General features: G+C 49.3%; 19 protein-coding genes. 14 read left to right on the top strand and 5 right to left on the bottom strand.

What is annotated here, in order from left to right; translation table 11 throughout:
- Window positions 1-9: 9 nt before the first annotated feature.
- Window positions 10-960, top strand: a complete 951-nt coding sequence (locus METMK1DRAFT_RS14460; protein WP_009075536.1) for a CARDB domain-containing protein — start codon at window positions 10-12, stop codon at window positions 958-960.
- Here METMK1DRAFT_RS14460 and METMK1DRAFT_RS14455 read toward each other — a convergent pair.
- Entirely contained in the window at window positions 946-1,791 is an 846-nt protein-coding gene (locus METMK1DRAFT_RS14455) for a UbiA family prenyltransferase (protein ID WP_009075534.1), read from the bottom strand. The two genes, METMK1DRAFT_RS14460 and METMK1DRAFT_RS14455, sit on opposite strands and share 15 nt — an antisense overlap.
- 36 nt (window positions 1,792-1,827) lie before the next feature.
- Between METMK1DRAFT_RS14455 and METMK1DRAFT_RS14450 the strand changes: the two genes are divergently transcribed.
- Window positions 1,828-2,022 carry a PolB1-binding protein PBP2 family protein gene (locus tag METMK1DRAFT_RS14450; protein ID WP_009075532.1) on the top strand — a complete coding sequence of 65 codons (195 nt, stop codon included), beginning with the start codon at window positions 1,828-1,830 and terminating at the stop codon, window positions 2,020-2,022.
- Here the strand turns inward: METMK1DRAFT_RS14450 and METMK1DRAFT_RS14445 are convergent.
- Both METMK1DRAFT_RS14445 and speD read right to left on the bottom strand, forming a co-directional pair.
- A complete protein-coding gene (locus METMK1DRAFT_RS14445; RefSeq protein WP_009075531.1) occupies window positions 1,989-2,831 on the bottom strand; it encodes an NAD(P)/FAD-dependent oxidoreductase in 843 nt (280 codons plus the stop codon). The two genes, METMK1DRAFT_RS14450 and METMK1DRAFT_RS14445, sit on opposite strands and share 34 nt — an antisense overlap.
- A gap of 29 nt (window positions 2,832-2,860) precedes the next feature.
- Window positions 2,861-3,235 carry an adenosylmethionine decarboxylase gene (speD, locus tag METMK1DRAFT_RS14440; protein ID WP_009075529.1) on the bottom strand — a complete coding sequence of 125 codons (375 nt, stop codon included), beginning with the start codon at window positions 3,233-3,235 and terminating at the stop codon, window positions 2,861-2,863.
- Between the two features lie 205 nt (window positions 3,236-3,440).
- Between speD and METMK1DRAFT_RS14435 the strand changes: the two genes are divergently transcribed.
- Window positions 3,441-3,722, top strand: a complete 282-nt coding sequence (locus METMK1DRAFT_RS14435) for a DUF211 domain-containing protein (RefSeq protein ID WP_009075527.1) — start codon at window positions 3,441-3,443, stop codon at window positions 3,720-3,722.
- Window positions 3,719-4,666 (top strand): TIGR00269 family protein, encoded by a 948-nt coding sequence (locus METMK1DRAFT_RS14430; protein ID WP_009075526.1) that lies wholly within the window; start codon window positions 3,719-3,721, stop codon window positions 4,664-4,666. The genes METMK1DRAFT_RS14435 and METMK1DRAFT_RS14430 overlap by 4 nt, the downstream gene beginning before the upstream one ends.
- 4 nt (window positions 4,667-4,670) lie before the next feature.
- On the opposite strand, the gene METMK1DRAFT_RS14425 is transcribed toward METMK1DRAFT_RS14430, so the two are convergent.
- Entirely contained in the window at window positions 4,671-5,198 is a 528-nt protein-coding gene (locus METMK1DRAFT_RS14425) for a cob(I)yrinic acid a,c-diamide adenosyltransferase (protein WP_009075524.1), read from the bottom strand.
- 29 nt (window positions 5,199-5,227) lie between these two features.
- Between METMK1DRAFT_RS14425 and leuS the strand changes: the two genes are divergently transcribed.
- Complete coding sequence (gene leuS / locus METMK1DRAFT_RS14420; protein WP_009075521.1) at window positions 5,228-8,092, top strand: leucine--tRNA ligase; 2,865 nt, start codon at window positions 5,228-5,230, stop codon at window positions 8,090-8,092.
- Here the strand turns inward: leuS and METMK1DRAFT_RS14415 are convergent.
- The gene (locus METMK1DRAFT_RS14415) at window positions 8,060-8,647 is read right to left on the bottom strand and encodes a hypothetical protein (protein WP_009075519.1); all 588 of its coding nucleotides are present in this window, start codon (window positions 8,645-8,647) and stop codon (window positions 8,060-8,062) included. The genes leuS and METMK1DRAFT_RS14415 overlap by 33 nt on opposite strands.
- A 25-nt stretch (window positions 8,648-8,672) precedes the next feature.
- Between METMK1DRAFT_RS14415 and hisC the strand changes: the two genes are divergently transcribed.
- From hisC to hisI, 9 genes are read left to right on the top strand one after another with little or no spacing between them, the layout of a single operon-like run.
- Window positions 8,673-9,776, top strand: coding sequence for a histidinol-phosphate transaminase (gene hisC, locus METMK1DRAFT_RS14410; RefSeq protein ID WP_048088043.1), 1,104 nt, complete (start codon window positions 8,673-8,675; stop codon window positions 9,774-9,776).
- Window positions 9,748-10,605, top strand: coding sequence for an ATP phosphoribosyltransferase (hisG, locus tag METMK1DRAFT_RS14405; protein WP_009075515.1), 858 nt, complete (start codon window positions 9,748-9,750; stop codon window positions 10,603-10,605). Before hisC ends, hisG begins: the two co-directional genes overlap by 29 nt.
- Window positions 10,602-11,288, top strand: a complete 687-nt coding sequence (hisA, locus tag METMK1DRAFT_RS14400) for a 1-(5-phosphoribosyl)-5-((5-phosphoribosylamino)methylideneamino)imidazole-4-carboxamide isomerase (RefSeq protein WP_009075513.1) — start codon at window positions 10,602-10,604, stop codon at window positions 11,286-11,288. The genes hisG and hisA overlap by 4 nt, the downstream gene beginning before the upstream one ends.
- Window positions 11,281-11,862, top strand: coding sequence for an imidazoleglycerol-phosphate dehydratase (gene hisBd, locus METMK1DRAFT_RS14395; RefSeq protein WP_009075511.1), 582 nt, complete (start codon window positions 11,281-11,283; stop codon window positions 11,860-11,862). The genes hisA and hisBd overlap by 8 nt, the downstream gene beginning before the upstream one ends.
- Window positions 11,859-12,614: an imidazole glycerol phosphate synthase subunit HisF gene (hisF, locus tag METMK1DRAFT_RS14390; protein ID WP_009075509.1), complete on the top strand. Its 756-nt coding sequence runs from the start codon at window positions 11,859-11,861 to the stop codon at window positions 12,612-12,614. The genes hisBd and hisF overlap by 4 nt, the downstream gene beginning before the upstream one ends.
- Complete coding sequence (gene hisD, locus METMK1DRAFT_RS14385; protein WP_009075507.1) at window positions 12,611-13,798, top strand: histidinol dehydrogenase; 1,188 nt, start codon at window positions 12,611-12,613, stop codon at window positions 13,796-13,798. The genes hisF and hisD overlap by 4 nt, the downstream gene beginning before the upstream one ends.
- On the top strand, window positions 13,791-14,072 hold the full coding sequence (hisE, locus tag METMK1DRAFT_RS14380; RefSeq protein ID WP_009075503.1) for a phosphoribosyl-ATP diphosphatase: 282 nt from the start codon (window positions 13,791-13,793) through the stop codon (window positions 14,070-14,072). Before hisD ends, hisE begins: the two co-directional genes overlap by 8 nt.
- Window positions 14,069-14,656, top strand: a complete 588-nt coding sequence (gene hisH, locus METMK1DRAFT_RS14375; RefSeq protein ID WP_009075501.1) for an imidazole glycerol phosphate synthase subunit HisH — start codon at window positions 14,069-14,071, stop codon at window positions 14,654-14,656. Before hisE ends, hisH begins: the two co-directional genes overlap by 4 nt.
- On the top strand, window positions 14,653-15,009 hold the full coding sequence (gene hisI / locus METMK1DRAFT_RS14370; protein ID WP_009075499.1) for a phosphoribosyl-AMP cyclohydrolase: 357 nt from the start codon (window positions 14,653-14,655) through the stop codon (window positions 15,007-15,009). Before hisH ends, hisI begins: the two co-directional genes overlap by 4 nt.
- Window positions 15,010-15,022 lie beyond the last annotated feature (13 nt).

Below are 15,022 nucleotides of genomic sequence, written 5' to 3'. Positions count from 1 at the left end.
ATATAATATATGTCAGTACATCAGTTACATCAATTCGACCAAGGGAGCGTTGACGGCTTCCTCGACTATCAGAGTTCCACTAAGACAGTGGTGTTGGGACCCACGGTTAAGGAAACCGTATTTAACTTCTACGTAGAGGGAAGGCCGGAGAAAACTTTCATTCTGATAGTAAGTGAAACTCCCGCAAACTTCATTAAGTGGAGGCTTTGGCTAAACAATTTCTCTCTAACTAAGGAGTTTAAACCAAATGATTCCGCCAACCTCGAGGGTAGATCACTCCACATGCACCTTTTCGATATAACTCACATTGTAGCTAAAGGTAAGAACGAGTTCATGATAACATATTCAGGTGTTAGGCCCCTCAGTATACACCTGATAAACGTGGTGTCAATCTTTAAGGAAGAGGGGTTCAAGACCTTTTACTCCCTGAGGGCTGGATTAGCTCTCCTGAGACCTGGGGAGGAGATAGCCCTGGAGGGCAGCGGGAAGAACTATCTGGTAGTGAAGGGAGGAGGGAAGAACAGGTTGAGGATAGTCAACGGGAGGGAGATCGAGGAGACTGAACTTGGATACGAATGTGAGGAGTACGAGTACACGTCCCACGGGGTCCTCAGGTTGATCAATGAGATCTCTGGGAAGAACGCCTTGGTTTTCCTTCACTATCTCACCTCTACCGTCTCGCCGAAGATGGACTTTGACGTTGAACTCAAGCTTCAAGGAAACACCTTAGAGGTGAGGATAATCAACACCGGAGAGGTCACGCTCGACAAGGTGTCACTAAACGTTATGATCAACGGAGTTATAGTTAACTTCAAGTTACTTGGTTCACTGAAGCCGAGCGAGTCGATCAGCCACGTCGTCCAGTTACCTCCCAATAAGAAGGGGAACGTCCTGGTGAGGGCGGTTGGGATCAAGGCTGGTATCAGAAAGGTTGTGGACAGAAACCTAGAGGTGAAGTAGGGAGAGAGGTAGACTTCCCAGGGAGAAGGCCAGCATACCTATGAAGGCCGAGCCCTTAAGTAAGGCCCTAGCCTTCGACGCACCCTGTTCACTGGTTTCAGCCGTGATCGCACGTGCTGTGAAGTAGAGGAAGGGCACCAGAAGGACGCCGTAGAGGAGGTTGAAGCCCAGGAGCAGAGGTAGAGGTGAGATCAAGCTGGTCGAGATCAGGGACGCTCTGGCTATCGTCCAAGCCCTCTCTACCCCCATCCTAGTAGCGACAGTCCTGACGCCATGTATGAGATCACCCCTATAATCTTCGATCCCCTTTATCACCTCCCTGGAAAGGGTTAGGAGAAAGGTGTACACCACAGGTATCCATATCTTGTCCAACCACGTGCCAGACCCGTAGGATATCCCTCCGTAAAATATGGAGAGCGCTGTAGTGGTGGCTACGAGCAGGTTCCCGTAAAACCCTGTCTTCTTTAAATCCCTTGCGTACAGGACTAAGGCCGCGGCTGTTAGGAGGGCCACAGCGGCCTGGGCTCCTCCCTGAATTACCGCGATCATCACTCCTAAACCCATGAGCGAATACGAGAGATAAGTTGCCCTCCTCAACGATATGGCCCCGGAGGGGAGAGGACGATCTGGCTTATTGATCCTGTCTATCTCCAAATCGTAAACGTCGTTAATGGAATATCCTCCGGCGGCAACAAGGGAGACAACGAGTAACGCTTCTACTAGCGACAGAGGCCTTATTTCCCACCCTGCACCCACTACGTATCCGGTGAATGCCCCAAACGCTGCACCAAGGACGTTGTGTATCCTGACGAGTCTGAAGTAAGGATTCACGAAAGAATAAATTCCCTAAAATAAAATAAGGTTGCCGTGGACAAGGATCTGGAGATAGCCATTAAGTATTTCAAAACGAACATCTCGGTTGGAGAGATAATAGTCCTGAGGGACTTGAAGTCTCTCGGTATCAGGGAGCCCGAGAAAGTCATAGCCGAACTCCTGAGAGAGGGGATAATAACCAGAGGGGAAGGCTGTTATAACTTAGTAAGGGAGAAAAGAAGGGAGTGAAAATCGAACTCCTCTCTAACCCTCACGGTCTTTCCGTCCAGGAACCTAAAAGCCAGAAGGACTAACCTCCAGGACCTCTCTAGGAGTTCGGTGATCAAGTATTGCCTCCTTATTTCCCTCTCAAGTTTCTCACGGGGCGTGTCGGAGAGGATCTCCGCTATGCTGAACAGTCCACCACCTGTAAAAGTCTTTATCAAGCCGGTTCTATCTCCTATGGAGGGGACATTAGTTTTGATGGGCTTCACCCTAGGAATGGCTCCCCCATGCACCTTCAATATTCTCTTTCCAACGCGTGGGATGAAAGGCCTGGGATCCCCATAAGAGAGTGCCCCTACTAAGGCCCTGTCAGGCAGAGGGACTACCCAACCGAAGCCTGCCTTATTCCTTGAATCCAGCGTGACCAATATTTCCTCTTGTTCCAAGGGTTCTGTGACCAGCTCAACAGCCTTCACCCACTTGGCCCTCCCCTTCCACCCTGAGGCATCGAACACTTTTCCTGTAAACCTCTCCGTGCCCACTAATACCTCCTCCTCTCCCTTTATTACTGCATCCACTGGTCTCCTGGTCCTCAACTCCCTATCTAGCCAGACTTCCACTCTCTCCCTGTTCAATCTCAGCACGTTAGTCTCAATGACTACGTCATGTCTCCCGTCTGTGACCCTAATCACCTTGAACTCCCTGTCCACGAACTCCCTAGGCAAGGAGAGCTTGGTGAAGGTCGAGGTACTTACTATTCCAGTACACTCCTTCCCAGGGAACCTCCTCCTATCGAAGATTATAGGATCCCTGTCCTTCAGTTTTAAACCCAAAAGAAGACCTGCTATGCCGCCCCCTACTATTAAAACTCCGATGATCTATCAGCCTCTCTTACATTAAACCGCTTCGCCTTCAATTGCTCTACAATATAGTAGAAAGCCCTCTTGGGATCGGTGTGGCTTCCGCAGGAGTAAACATCAACTGTGGCGAAGTTGTGCTCTGGCCAGGTGTGGATTGTCACGTGGCTCTCCAATACTATGGCTACTACACTGACCCCTTCGCCAATCTTCCATGCCTTAACGTCCAAGAGAGTCATGTTCCCGACCTTGGTAGCTTCGACAGCTATCTCCTTTAACCTCTCGTCGTCTCTCAACACGTCAGCATCACAGTCGTAGAGGTTTCCAAAGACTTCCCTTCCTATTACTTTCGGGACTCCCCTTACTTCTGCCCCCATCATTTGTGACCCCCCGTTTATATACCCCTGTACGCAGTTATATTTAAGGTTATCCAGTCTATCTCCTTGATGTTAATAAAGGGTACTACGTGATTTTTAATAAACACTTATTAACCTCACAAAGTTTTTCACGGCAGTTCCTTCGACCTGTGAGGATTGTAGTCAGAAATTTAACGGTGAGTCTTTTGAATTAGTGTATTGATGCAATTTGACCATAAGGCGTATAGTTCTGGACGTTCTGAAACCCATCAGGGGTTCCTCCATAGTTGACTTGGCAAATAGGATAGATAAACTGGAAGGGATAGAGGGTGTCAACATAAGTGTTTCAGACATGGACGTGGAGACCATGGGACTCATAGTGGTCATTGAGGGTGAGGACATAAGGTTCGACGAGATTAAGAGGGTATTGGAAGAGGAGGGATGCGCCATACATAGTATCGATGAGGTCGTAGGAGGGAAAAGGGTGGTGGAGGGAAGACGGCCCAGGTGAAGTGTGACATCTGTGGTTCCAGAAATGCGAGAGTATATCAGAAACACACCGGGAGGAGGTTATGCGACAGCTGTTTCCTGGAGAACGTAAGGAATAGGGTGAGGCTCGAGGCCATCCGTTTGGGTCTCGGTAACGCTAAGAAGATATTGCTAGCAGTATCTGGAGGTAAGGACAGTCTAGTCCTGGCAGACACCATCTCCTCGTTTCTAGATCCAGGGAGGTTAGTAGCGTTCAACATAATGGAGGGTATAGAGGGATATAACAGGGAATCTCAGGTTAAGGAACTCGAGAGATATCTAAGGGATCTAGGAGTGGAACTCATCGGTACGTCCTTCAAGGACGGAGTCGGTTACTCCTTGGATGAGATTGTTAGGGCATCTCAGGGAAGGGGACTCAAGATCTCTGCCTGCACCTTCTGTGGAGGGTTCAGGAGAAAGCTCATAAACCAGGCAGGTAGGGATGTTGGGGCAGACCTCGTGGCTACTGGTCACAATCTGGACGACGAAGTTCAGACCATAATAATCAATTTGCTAAGGGGTGATGTGAAGAAATTGGTTAGGGTTGGGGACTTGCCTGTGAAACTCAGCGACAAGTTCGTCACGAGAGTTAAGCCACTTCGGAAGATTTACGAGTGGGAGACCACAATGTATGCCTATTTCAAGGGATTCAAGTTTCAAGAGACCGAGTGCCCCTACATCTCATCTAGACCTACCATGAGGTCTAAGGTTAGGGATCTCATGTACGCCATCGAGGACGAGTCACCAGGATCCCTCCTGAGAATATTGGAAACCTACGATAAGATAGCTGAGACCGTTAGGAGGTCCTCGTCCCTTGGAGAGCTACCAACCTGTAGGATATGTGGAGAGCCTACGAGTTTCGGCAGAGAAATATGTAAGAATTGCGAGTTACTGATCTCCTCTGGCCTGCTGAAGAGTGACCTTTGAACTCTCAAAAGAACTTACCTATCTCGTAGTATCTCTCCTGTCTACCCTTCCTTTTGTTGGCGACAACAGCCATGGCGAACAGGAGGGATGACAGTCTGTTTAAATACACTATGGTCCACTTGTTCTTAAGTTCCACCTCTTTGGAGTGCTTCACCGCGTTCCTCTCTAACCTCCGTACTATCGTTCTCGCTACGTGAAGGAACGCAGCCTCCTCGCTTCCCCCAGGGATGATGAACAGCTTCACTGGTCCGCTCTCCTTCCTGTATTCCACTGTTCTCGCTTCTAGCCACTTTACCCTGTCCTCCCCAATCCTTTCCTTCTCAGTGCTCCAATCTTCTCCAACAGCGAAGAGGTCCACTTGAACGACCTCCAAATCCCTTCTCATATCTTCCCAAGGGAGTTTAGTCAGAGCCAGCCCGATGAAGGAGTTGACCTCATCGATGTCCCCAAGAAGGTTCACCAAAGGTGAGTCCTTCCCAACTCTGCCTCGAGGAACTGTGGTTTCTCCCTTATCTCCCTCTCTTGTGAACATTTAAAAAACTTAAAAAAGGCACTCTTAAATTGGTTTTGGTGATTACAATTCCTTCTCAGGACTTCGTAGCGTTCCTCAATGAGATTTCTAAGAAATGGCAGGACGAGTGGAACAGGAACAAGTTATTCGAAGCGGAACCCAAGGAAGGTAAGAAGTTCTTCACCACGGTAGCTTTCCCTTATCCCAATAGTCCCTTCCATTTGGGCCACGGTAGGACATACGTGACAGGAGATGTTTACGCTAGGTTCATGAGGATGAGAGGATACAACGTCCTGTTCCCCATGGGTTTCCATTTCACAGGAACCCCCATTATAACGATGGCGGACGATGTGGCAAAGGGGGATAAGGACCTCTTGGACATTTTCCAAAACATTTACGAGATACCTTCGGACGTGATACCTAGACTCTCGGACCCACTTTTCATGGCTAATTATTTCAAGGAAGAGATAAAGATGGCCATGAGGGAGTTAGGTCTATCCATTGACTGGAGGAGGGAGTTTACAACCATCGATCCACAATTCTCGTCTTTCATAGTTTGGCAGTTCTCCAAGCTCCAGGAGAGAGGGTTCGTGGTAAAGGATACACACCCTGTGGGATGGTGTCCAGTCCATAACCTCCCCGTGGGCATGCATGACACTAAGGGAGACGTCGAGCCGGAGATTGGAGAGTATGTAGTGATATTCTTTGATACGCCCTTAGGTAGGTTAGCCGCTGCCACACTCAGGCCTGAGACCGTTTTTGGCGCCGTGGCCGTATGGGTCAACCCTAAGGCGAGTTACGTGATTGCGGAAGCGTGGGGTTCTAAGATTATCATTTCAGAGAAGGCCGCGGATAAACTGAAGTTCCAGATGGATGGAGTGAACGTGATCCAAAGGGTCAGCCCCTCTGACCTCCAGAAAATGAACGCAACGAACCCGGTCACTGGAAGAGAGATTCCAGTCCTACCTGCAGATTTCGTGGATCCAAACACGGCTACAGGTGTCGTGATGAGTGTCCCGGCCCACGCTCCCTTTGATTACTTTTACCTCAAGAGGAGCCGGGTAAACCTGGAGATAGTGCCAGTGATCTCCCTGGAAGGTTACTCAGACGCCCCAGCCAAGGAGCTGGTTGAAAGCACTCAAGTTAAGAACGACGCCGATCTCAAGAAGCTCACGGAACAGTTGTACAAGTCTGAGTATAATAAGGGAGTCATGAGGGCCGACATACTGTCCAGGGTCAGGGATCAGCTCAAGGAGTCCCTCTCAAAGGTTCCGGGCTCGTCAGTACCGGAGGCAAGGAAACTGGTAACTGAGGTTCTCTCTGAGAGGGGGATGGCCTCGAAGGTCCTTGAGATCCTGAACAAGCCCGTGTACTGCAGGTGTGGAAACGAGGTGGTAGTAAAGCTGTTGAAGGACCAGTGGTTCTTGGATTACGGTAACCCAGAATGGAAGAGGTTGGCCAAGAAGCTTCTGGCCAACATGAGGGTAGTGCCTGATGAGGTGAGGAAGGACTTCGAGTACTCGCTGGACTGGCTCCAGAAGAGGGCGTGTGCGAGAACTAGAGGCTTAGGTACCCCACTACCTTGGGATAAGAGGTGGATAATAGAGAGCCTGTCAGACTCCACAATTTACATGGCCTATTACACGGTCGCCCATAGGATAAAGGCTCTGAACCTCCACGCAACTCAGCTTAGCGAAGAGTTTTGGGACTATGTGTTATTAGGAAAGGGAGATCCAGCTAAGGTAGCCGAGAAATCGGGTGTCGCTCTCGAGACTCTTCAGGACTTGAGGCGAAACTTCACCTTTTGGTACCCATTGGACATGAGACACAGCGGTCCTGATTTAATACCGAACCATCTGAGCTTCTTCATCTTCAACCACGCCGGAATATTCCCAGAAGAACTGTGGCCTAAGGGAGTAGCCATTAACGGCTTCATCCTCTATGAAGGAAAGAAGATGAGTAAGTCGTTGAGGAACATAATTCCTCTGAGGAAGGCCGTTAAGAATTATGGGGCAGATGTAGTGAGAATTTCGCTCACCTCTCTTGTTGACATGGCTACAGATGTAAACTTCACAGACAGTGGAGCTAGGGCGATAGCGGAGACGCTCAAGAAGTTCTTCGACATGCTCGACATGAAGTCCGGGTCCAGAATAGTTGGGATTCCAGAGAGGTGGATACAATCAAAGCTCCACAGGATTGTGAAGGATTCGGTACCACTCATGACCGATATGAAGTTCAGGGAATTCATTAACGAGATCCTCTTCAATATGTCGTCCTACGTTAATGAGTACCTGGAAATGGTCAGGTCTGAATCGAGGGAGTATAATCCTGATGTCATAAGGGAGGTATTGGAAATATGGACCAGGCTCATAGCCCCCTTCGCTCCTCACTTGGCTGAGGAGATGTGGCATAGACTAGGCCACACCACATTCGTCTCCACAGAGGGTTGGCCATCACATGACGAATCAAAGATAAATGACGTGTTGGAACTGGAGCACGAGTATCATAAGCAACTGGTCGAAGACATAAGGGCCATCCTAAACGTCTACAAAGGCAAACCGTCCCTGGTTATGATATATGTTCATGATGGAACCCTCACACCTCTTCTTAGGGAGGCAGTGGAAATAGTGACCAAGGGAGGAAATCTCAAGGATTTCATGAGCTCTAAGAGGCCCTCCTCAAAGGAGGAGGCCAAGACGTACCAAAGGCTGTTCCAATACGTGACGGAGATGGGAGAGAATAACAAGAGGTTAGCTCTCCTTGGAGTGAACGAGTTGGAAGTCCTCAGGAAAGGAGTCTCGTATATAAGGTACAAATTGAACCTTGACGTTGAGGTCGAACCCTTCACCAATGAGGTAAAGACCAAGTTTAACAAGGAGGCCCTACCCCTCAGACCAGCCATAATCGTTCAGTAGCCTAACCTTACCCCCTCTTATCTCTATTTTTCCGAGCCTGGCCAAGAGACCCAACTCTTCCCTAACTTTTTCCCTCCCCTTTCCGCTCCTGTGTGAGTATATGTTCACTAAATCCTTGAGGGTAGCCTCTCCTCCGAGCTCCCTTAGGATATCCACCAGGAGGTCCCCTTGGGAGAGCTCGTAGTCCTCTACCCTACCCTGGTTAACTTTAAAGTAGTATGTCGCCTCTCCCTCCGCTCTGTAGATATTCCCTTGCACTTTTTTTATTTTATATCGTTTAACGCCCTCTAAATTCAGGTTCATAGTTGAGGTCACCAGTAAGTAATCCTGTGGTACTTCACTTTCACTCTCCGCATCAAAGACCAGTACTCTAGCTCCTGGCTCGCACTTCACCTCGACCCTTTCCCAAAATCTCATCTTCTCTAAGTTTACAATACATACCGAAAACCCTCTCCTGCTCAATTCCCTAGCTATCGATGAGATTATCGCTACGTTTACAGAGTAATAATAGGAGACGAGTAGATGTCTGCCCGTCAGCAGTTCCTCCAAGAACATGATAAGGAAAAACTTTTAGGAAAATATAAACGATGTAGGTGGAGGGATTCTTATTGCACCAACCGACTTGAAGGAAGTAATATATCCTTGGCTAAAGGGGGCCAAGGAGTACGATTTCACGGACATAAAGGAGGGATTGAGGCTTCATCTCAACGAGTCTCCTTACCCTCCACCTGATTTCGTGTTGGAGGCAGTCACCAGATATCTTAAGGCCGGAAACAGGTATCAGCACCCAGATCTGTCCAAGAGATTCAGGGAGCTCGCGGCTGAATATAATGGCGTTGAACCGGATGAGATATTCCCTACTACTGGAGGGGACGGTGCAATAAGGTCAGTGTTCTACAACTTCACCCAACCCGGTGATGTTGTCCTGTCCAATTACCCTGGATACAGCATGTACTCTGTTTACTCTTCCTTCAGGGGACTTAGGGAGGAGAGGGTGAATTTAAGGGAGGCTGGTGACTGGTGGCAGGAGGACATGGATTCCCTACTCAGCAAGGCTGATAGGTCTAGGCTGGTCGTGATCGACGACCCAAACAACCCGACTGGATCCCCTATGCTTCAGGCCAACGAGGATAAGATAAAGGCCTTGGCGGAGAGAGTCAAGGGTATAGTGTTATTGGATGAGGCATATTATGAATTCTCCGGCTACACGGCGTCGAAGTTAGTCAGCAAATACCCCAATCTCGTCATTGTGAGGACTTTGAGCAAGGCATTCTCTCTGGCCTCCTTTAGAGTGGGTTATCTAATAGCTGACAGAGAAATAGTGAAAGTCTTAGAGAAGGGATCCACTCCCTTCGACGTCCCCTTACCGTCCCTTATAGCCGGGATAACGGCGTTGGAGAGACCTTCCTATGCCAGGGAGATAGCGTCTGAAATATCTGGGAACAGGGAATATCTGTACAGGGCTTTAAAGTCCGTGGGACTCAAGGTGTATAAGTCTGTGACCAATTTCCTCTTCTTTAAATATGGGGGAGATCTGCTAAGCCCCTTGCTTAAGAGAGGGATAGCCATAAGGAACCCCATAAAAGACTTCTATAGGGTCACCGTGGGGACTAAGGAACAATGTGACATATTCGTGAAGGAATTGGGTGAGATAATTGAAGATAGCAATACCGAACAAAGGTAGGTTACAGACTCCTACTATTCAGTTCTTGAACTCCGTGGGAATCAAGCCCACCGCTAATGACGATAGGGCTCTGATGGTTCCAACGAGCTGGGACGGAGTGCAATTGGTGACCATAAGGACTGAGGACATACCCAACATAGTAGAGGCGGGAGCTGCTGAGTTGGGCATCACTGGGCTGGACTACGTCATGGAATCCGGGGCAGACGTAGAGGAATTAATAAAATTGGATTTCGGTAGATCGAGAATAGTGCTGGCCGTCCCTCAAGCTTGGAATATAGACGATCCTGAAGAGATAAAGGGGGAGATTAGGATTGCCACCAAGTACTTTAACCTTGCCACTAGATACCTGGAAAGGAAGGGAATAAGAGCTAAACTAGTAAAGATAAGCGGTGCAGCGGAGATCATGCCCTCGCTAGGTGCTGCAGACGCCATAATTGACGTCACGAGTACGGGAACGACTCTCAAGCTCCACGGGCTCAAACCCATAGACACTGTGGCTGAGAGCTATGCTTTGGTCATAGGTAATAAGGATTGGATGAGAAGCGAGGAAGCAGATAGGATAAACCTTGTGCTCACCATGATGAAGGGAGCTCTAAATGCAAGGGGGAAGAAAATGATATTCATGAACGTTGACGACAACTCCCTCAAGAACGTGATATCATCTCTCCCGGCCATGTTGGCTCCAGCCGTCTCCAGACTCAGCGGAACGGAGGCATGGGAAGTGGTGACAGTGGCCGACGAGGATGACCTACCGGAGGTGATAGCTAAGGCTAAGACTGCAGGGGCCAGAGACATAGTAGTAGTCAACATAGAGAAGGTGATAAAGTGAAGGTAGTTCCAAGCGTTGACATCAGTGGAGGAAAGGCTGTGAAGAGGATCAAAGGTAAGAGGGACACCGGGCTACAACTCGGGGACCCAGTTGCAGTAGCGTCAGAGCTCAGGAAGATGGGTTACGATTCGATCCATGTGGTGGATCTAGACGCTGCAGAGGGTATTGGGAACAATTGGAGGCATGTTCTTGACATAATAAAGGTGGGTTTCTTAAGAGTGACCGTGGGTGGAGGAATAAGGGATAGGGAAAGGCTAAACAGTATCTTGAAAGAGAGTTCAACAATAGCGGTCATGTCCACTCTACCCTTCACGGAACCGGAGAAATTCAGGGAAGCTGTTAGGGGAGTTGAGGACAGAGTCATGATATCAGTGGACTATTGCGGGGATCATATCTTCGTGAAGGGATGGAACGAGGGTGTCAAGGCATCGGTTGCGATTGATAAACTCAATGGATTCAAGGTTAGGGGGTTCATATTCACCTATGTGTGTAATGAGGGTACAAAAGGCGGAATAGACGAACGTATAGGAGGGTGGCTGAAGCTGATATGTGGGGAGAAGGGCTATGCCGGAGGGATAGCTTCAACTGAAGACTTGAGGAGGTTAAAGGAAATGGGCTTCGACTTCGCCATTGTAGGTATGGCTCTATACACTGGGGCCATAAGGGGGGTTCTAAATGTCTAGAAGCGTTAGGAAGGTCAGGGAGACTAAGGAGACGAAAGTCTTAGTGGAACTGAACTTGGACGAGAAGGGAGAAGTGAAAGTCAGAACTCCAGTACCTTTCTTCAATCATATGCTCAATACCATGTTATTCTATATGGGTATCTCGGCTGTAGTAGAGGCTGAGGATAAGCAGAATTACGATGATCATCACGTTGTCGAAGACGTGGGGATAACCTTAGGTCAGGCGTTGAGGGAAGCTTTGGGAGACAGAGCTGGTATAAAGAGGTTTGCACATGCCATCGTACCTATGGACGAAGCTTTGGTTCTGGTGGCTGTAGACATCTCTGGGAGAGGGATGGCAGAGATAGGCCTCAGGGTTAAGAGGGAATCTATAGGCGGTTTGTCGACAGAGAACGTACCCCACTTCTTCAAGACTTTCGCCATCAATTCTGGGATAACACTTCACGTGAGACAGCTCTCTGGGGAGAATGAGCATCACGTCATAGAGGCGTCGTTTAAGGGAGTCGGGCTGTCGCTTGAGGAGGCTGTTTCCGTGATTGGAAAGGACGTCAGGAGCACGAAGGGATCACTATGACGGCCAAAAGGATAATCGCCTGCCTTGACGTAAAGGACGGGAAAGTAGTCAAGGGTGTGAGATTCGTGAATTTGAAGGAAAAGGGAGATCCAGCCATACTGGCTAGCAAATACGAGGAGGAGGGGGCGGACGAAATAGTCTTCTTGGATATCTCGGCAACGGTGGAGGGGAGGAAGACTCTGTTACAGAAGGTCAGGGAGACGGCGGAGATCCTGTCGATTCCGTTGACTGTAGGAGGGGGAGTGAGGACAGTGGACGACGTCTCTAGACTACTCTCAAATGGTGCAGATAAGGTGAGTATCAACACAGCAGCCGTGGAGAACCCAGAGTTGATTGAACTTGCCTCAAGGGAGTTCGGTGCCCAGGCAGTGGTGGTAGCCATAGATGTCAAGAGACTCAATGATTCGTGGGCAGTGTTCATCAGGTCTGGTACAGAGAACACAGGGCTTGACGCACTGAGGTGGGCTAAGAAGGTGCAAGAATTAGGTGCGGGCGAGATCTTACTGACTAGCATTGACAGGGATGGAACTAGGGACGGTTATGACATTGAGGTGACGAAGTTTGTGTCGGAGAACGTCACAATACCGGTAATAGCGAGTGGCGGGGCAGGGAAACCAGAACATTTCTTAGAGGCCTTTCTGAAAGGTAAGGCTGATGCAGCTCTTGCAGCTGGCGTGTTTCATGATGGGGTGATCAGGATCAGAGCCCTGAAGGAATACTTGAGGGAAAACGGCGTTGAGGTGAGAACTTGATAAGGAGAGAAATACCTACAAGGAGACTCGAAACGTTAACTGACGTTTTGAGCAAAGTGGAGGAAATATTACGCAGGGTCAGGAATGAAGGAGATAATGCGCTCACTCAACTAGCCCTTCAGTTCGATGGAGTGGAGCTCAACAACCTTGAGGCAGAGAGATGGGAACTGGAAGAGGGCGCAGAGAGACTAGATCCTGAAGTCAGGAGATCCATAGATATGGTGTGGAATCAATTGGAGTCTTTTCACTCGCTCATGAAGCCCCCCAGCATGGGAGGTGGGAGAGGTGGAATCGAGTACGGAGTTAATTGGGTACCTATAGATAGGGTGGGGATTTACGTTCCAGGAGGGAGAAAGACGTATCCCTCAACACTCATGATGACCGGGATCCCCGCTAGAGTGGCAGGAGTTAAGGAGATCTACGTGTGTACTCCAGTCAAGACATCGGTGGATCCCGCCATAGCTTACATAGCCCTAAAGCTCAACGTCGACGGTGTCTACAAGGTCGGCGGAGCCCAGGCAATAGGAGCCCTAGCATACGGAACTCAGACAATTAAGAAGGTGGACAAGATAGTGGGACCTGGAAACGTCTTCGTCCAGGCAGCTAAATATTTGGTTAGCGCGGAAGTGGGGATCGACGGTGTAGAGGGGCCCACAGAGCTAGTTGTCATTGCAGATGAGATTGCGAATCCGACGAGAGTTGCCTTAGACTTAATGGCACAAGGTGAACATGGTCCTGGAAGTGTTCTAGTTCTCATCTCTCCCTCTGAGGCTCTCCTAAACAAGGTGGAGGAACTCCTACCTCAGGAGGGAACATTTTATTTGATTAAATCCAGTGACCTAGAGGAGGCAGTGAACGTAGCAAACGAGCTGGCTCCAGAGCACCTCTCACTCTACGTGAGGAACGCTGATGAATTGCTCAGGCAGGTGAGGAACGCAGGTGCTATTACCGTAGGAGACACACCACCAGCCCTACTGGACTACTCAGCCGGTCCGGATCACGTGTTGCCCACCAATGGATGGGCTAGGTTTAGGGGAGGTCTTACGGTATACGACTTCCTGAAAGGTATAGCATACGTGAGGTCTAAGAATCCAGATAGAGAGTTGATAAGGGCTGCCATGAAACTGGCAGAATATGAGGGATTTACCGTTCACTCCAGGAGTATGGGTGTGAGATATGAGTGAAGTCATGGATCAACTGTATAGGATAATAGACTCAAGGCTCAAGGAGATGCCGGAAGGGAGCTACACTGCCTCTCTAGCCAAGAGAGGAAAGGGGTACGTAGCTAGAAAGGTGGGAGAAGAGGCGGTTGAGGTAGTAGTTGCTTCCCTAACGGAGGGCAAGGAGAGGGTAATTAGCGAGACTGCGGATCTCATATACCACCTCTTGGTTCTCATGGCACTGGAGGGGGTAAAACCCGAGGAGGTGTACGAGGAGTTGAGGAGGAGAATGAAATGAAGGTAATAATACTCAATTATGGTGTAGGTAACCTCTTCAGCATCTCCTCCGCCTTCAAGAGGCTAGGTGCCGAAGTGGAGATAAGAGCCGAGCCGGCTGAGGCGGATCTTATAGTCCTACCTGGCGTGGGGGCCTTCTCTTCTGTCGGATCGTTTCTCGCAAAGTGGAGGGGAAGACTAGAGGAGTTGAGGAGGAGTGGGTCGAAGTTCTTAGGAGTCTGCCTAGGCATGCAACTGTTCTTCGAAGAGGGGTACGAAGGTGGGAGGACTAAGGGACTCGGGTGGCTGAAGGGTTACGTTGATCTCCTACGGGATGCCCCAAAGCTACCTCACATAGGATGGGACGTTCTCATGGAGAAGGGGTCCTGTGATCTAAGCGAGGGACTCAAAGGGAGGTATGCTTACTTCGTGCACAGCTATGTTGCCTATACTCCCATGAGGCCAGCGATGACTTCAGTCTATGGAATGGAGTTCCCAGCACTGGTGTGCACCGATGAATTGGTGGGCACGCAATTTCACCCTGAGAAGAGCGGGGAGACTGGGGGAATCTTCTTGAGGAATCTAATCGAGTGGGTGAAGAGATGAGGGTCGAAGAGGCTGAAGTCTTAGCTTCTAAACTTAACTTTCGCCATGAAGAGGGCACTGTGATTGCAGTGGTTCAACATTTTGAGACCAAGGAAGTACTCATGGTGGGGAACATGAACAAGGAGGCGTTCATCAAGACGTTAACCACAGGCCTTCTTCACTTCTGGTCCCTATCTAGGAAGAGAATATGGCTCAAGGGTGAGACCAGTGGAAATTTTCAAGAGGTAGTACAAGTGAAGGTGGACTGCGACGAGGATAGCGTAGTTGTGCTAGTGAGGCCCCGAGGACCCATATGCCATACCGGGAATAGGACCTGTTTTTATAGAGAACTCAGTGACTTGAAGGGACCGTAATTCCTCAAGTACA

The organism is Metallosphaera yellowstonensis MK1 (genome assembly GCF_000243315.1).
GTDB lineage: Archaea > Thermoproteota > Thermoprotei_A > Sulfolobales > Sulfolobaceae > Metallosphaera > Metallosphaera yellowstonensis.
The sequence above is the reverse complement of the archived record's forward strand: the minus strand, read 5'-3'. Positions and strand labels throughout refer to the sequence as shown.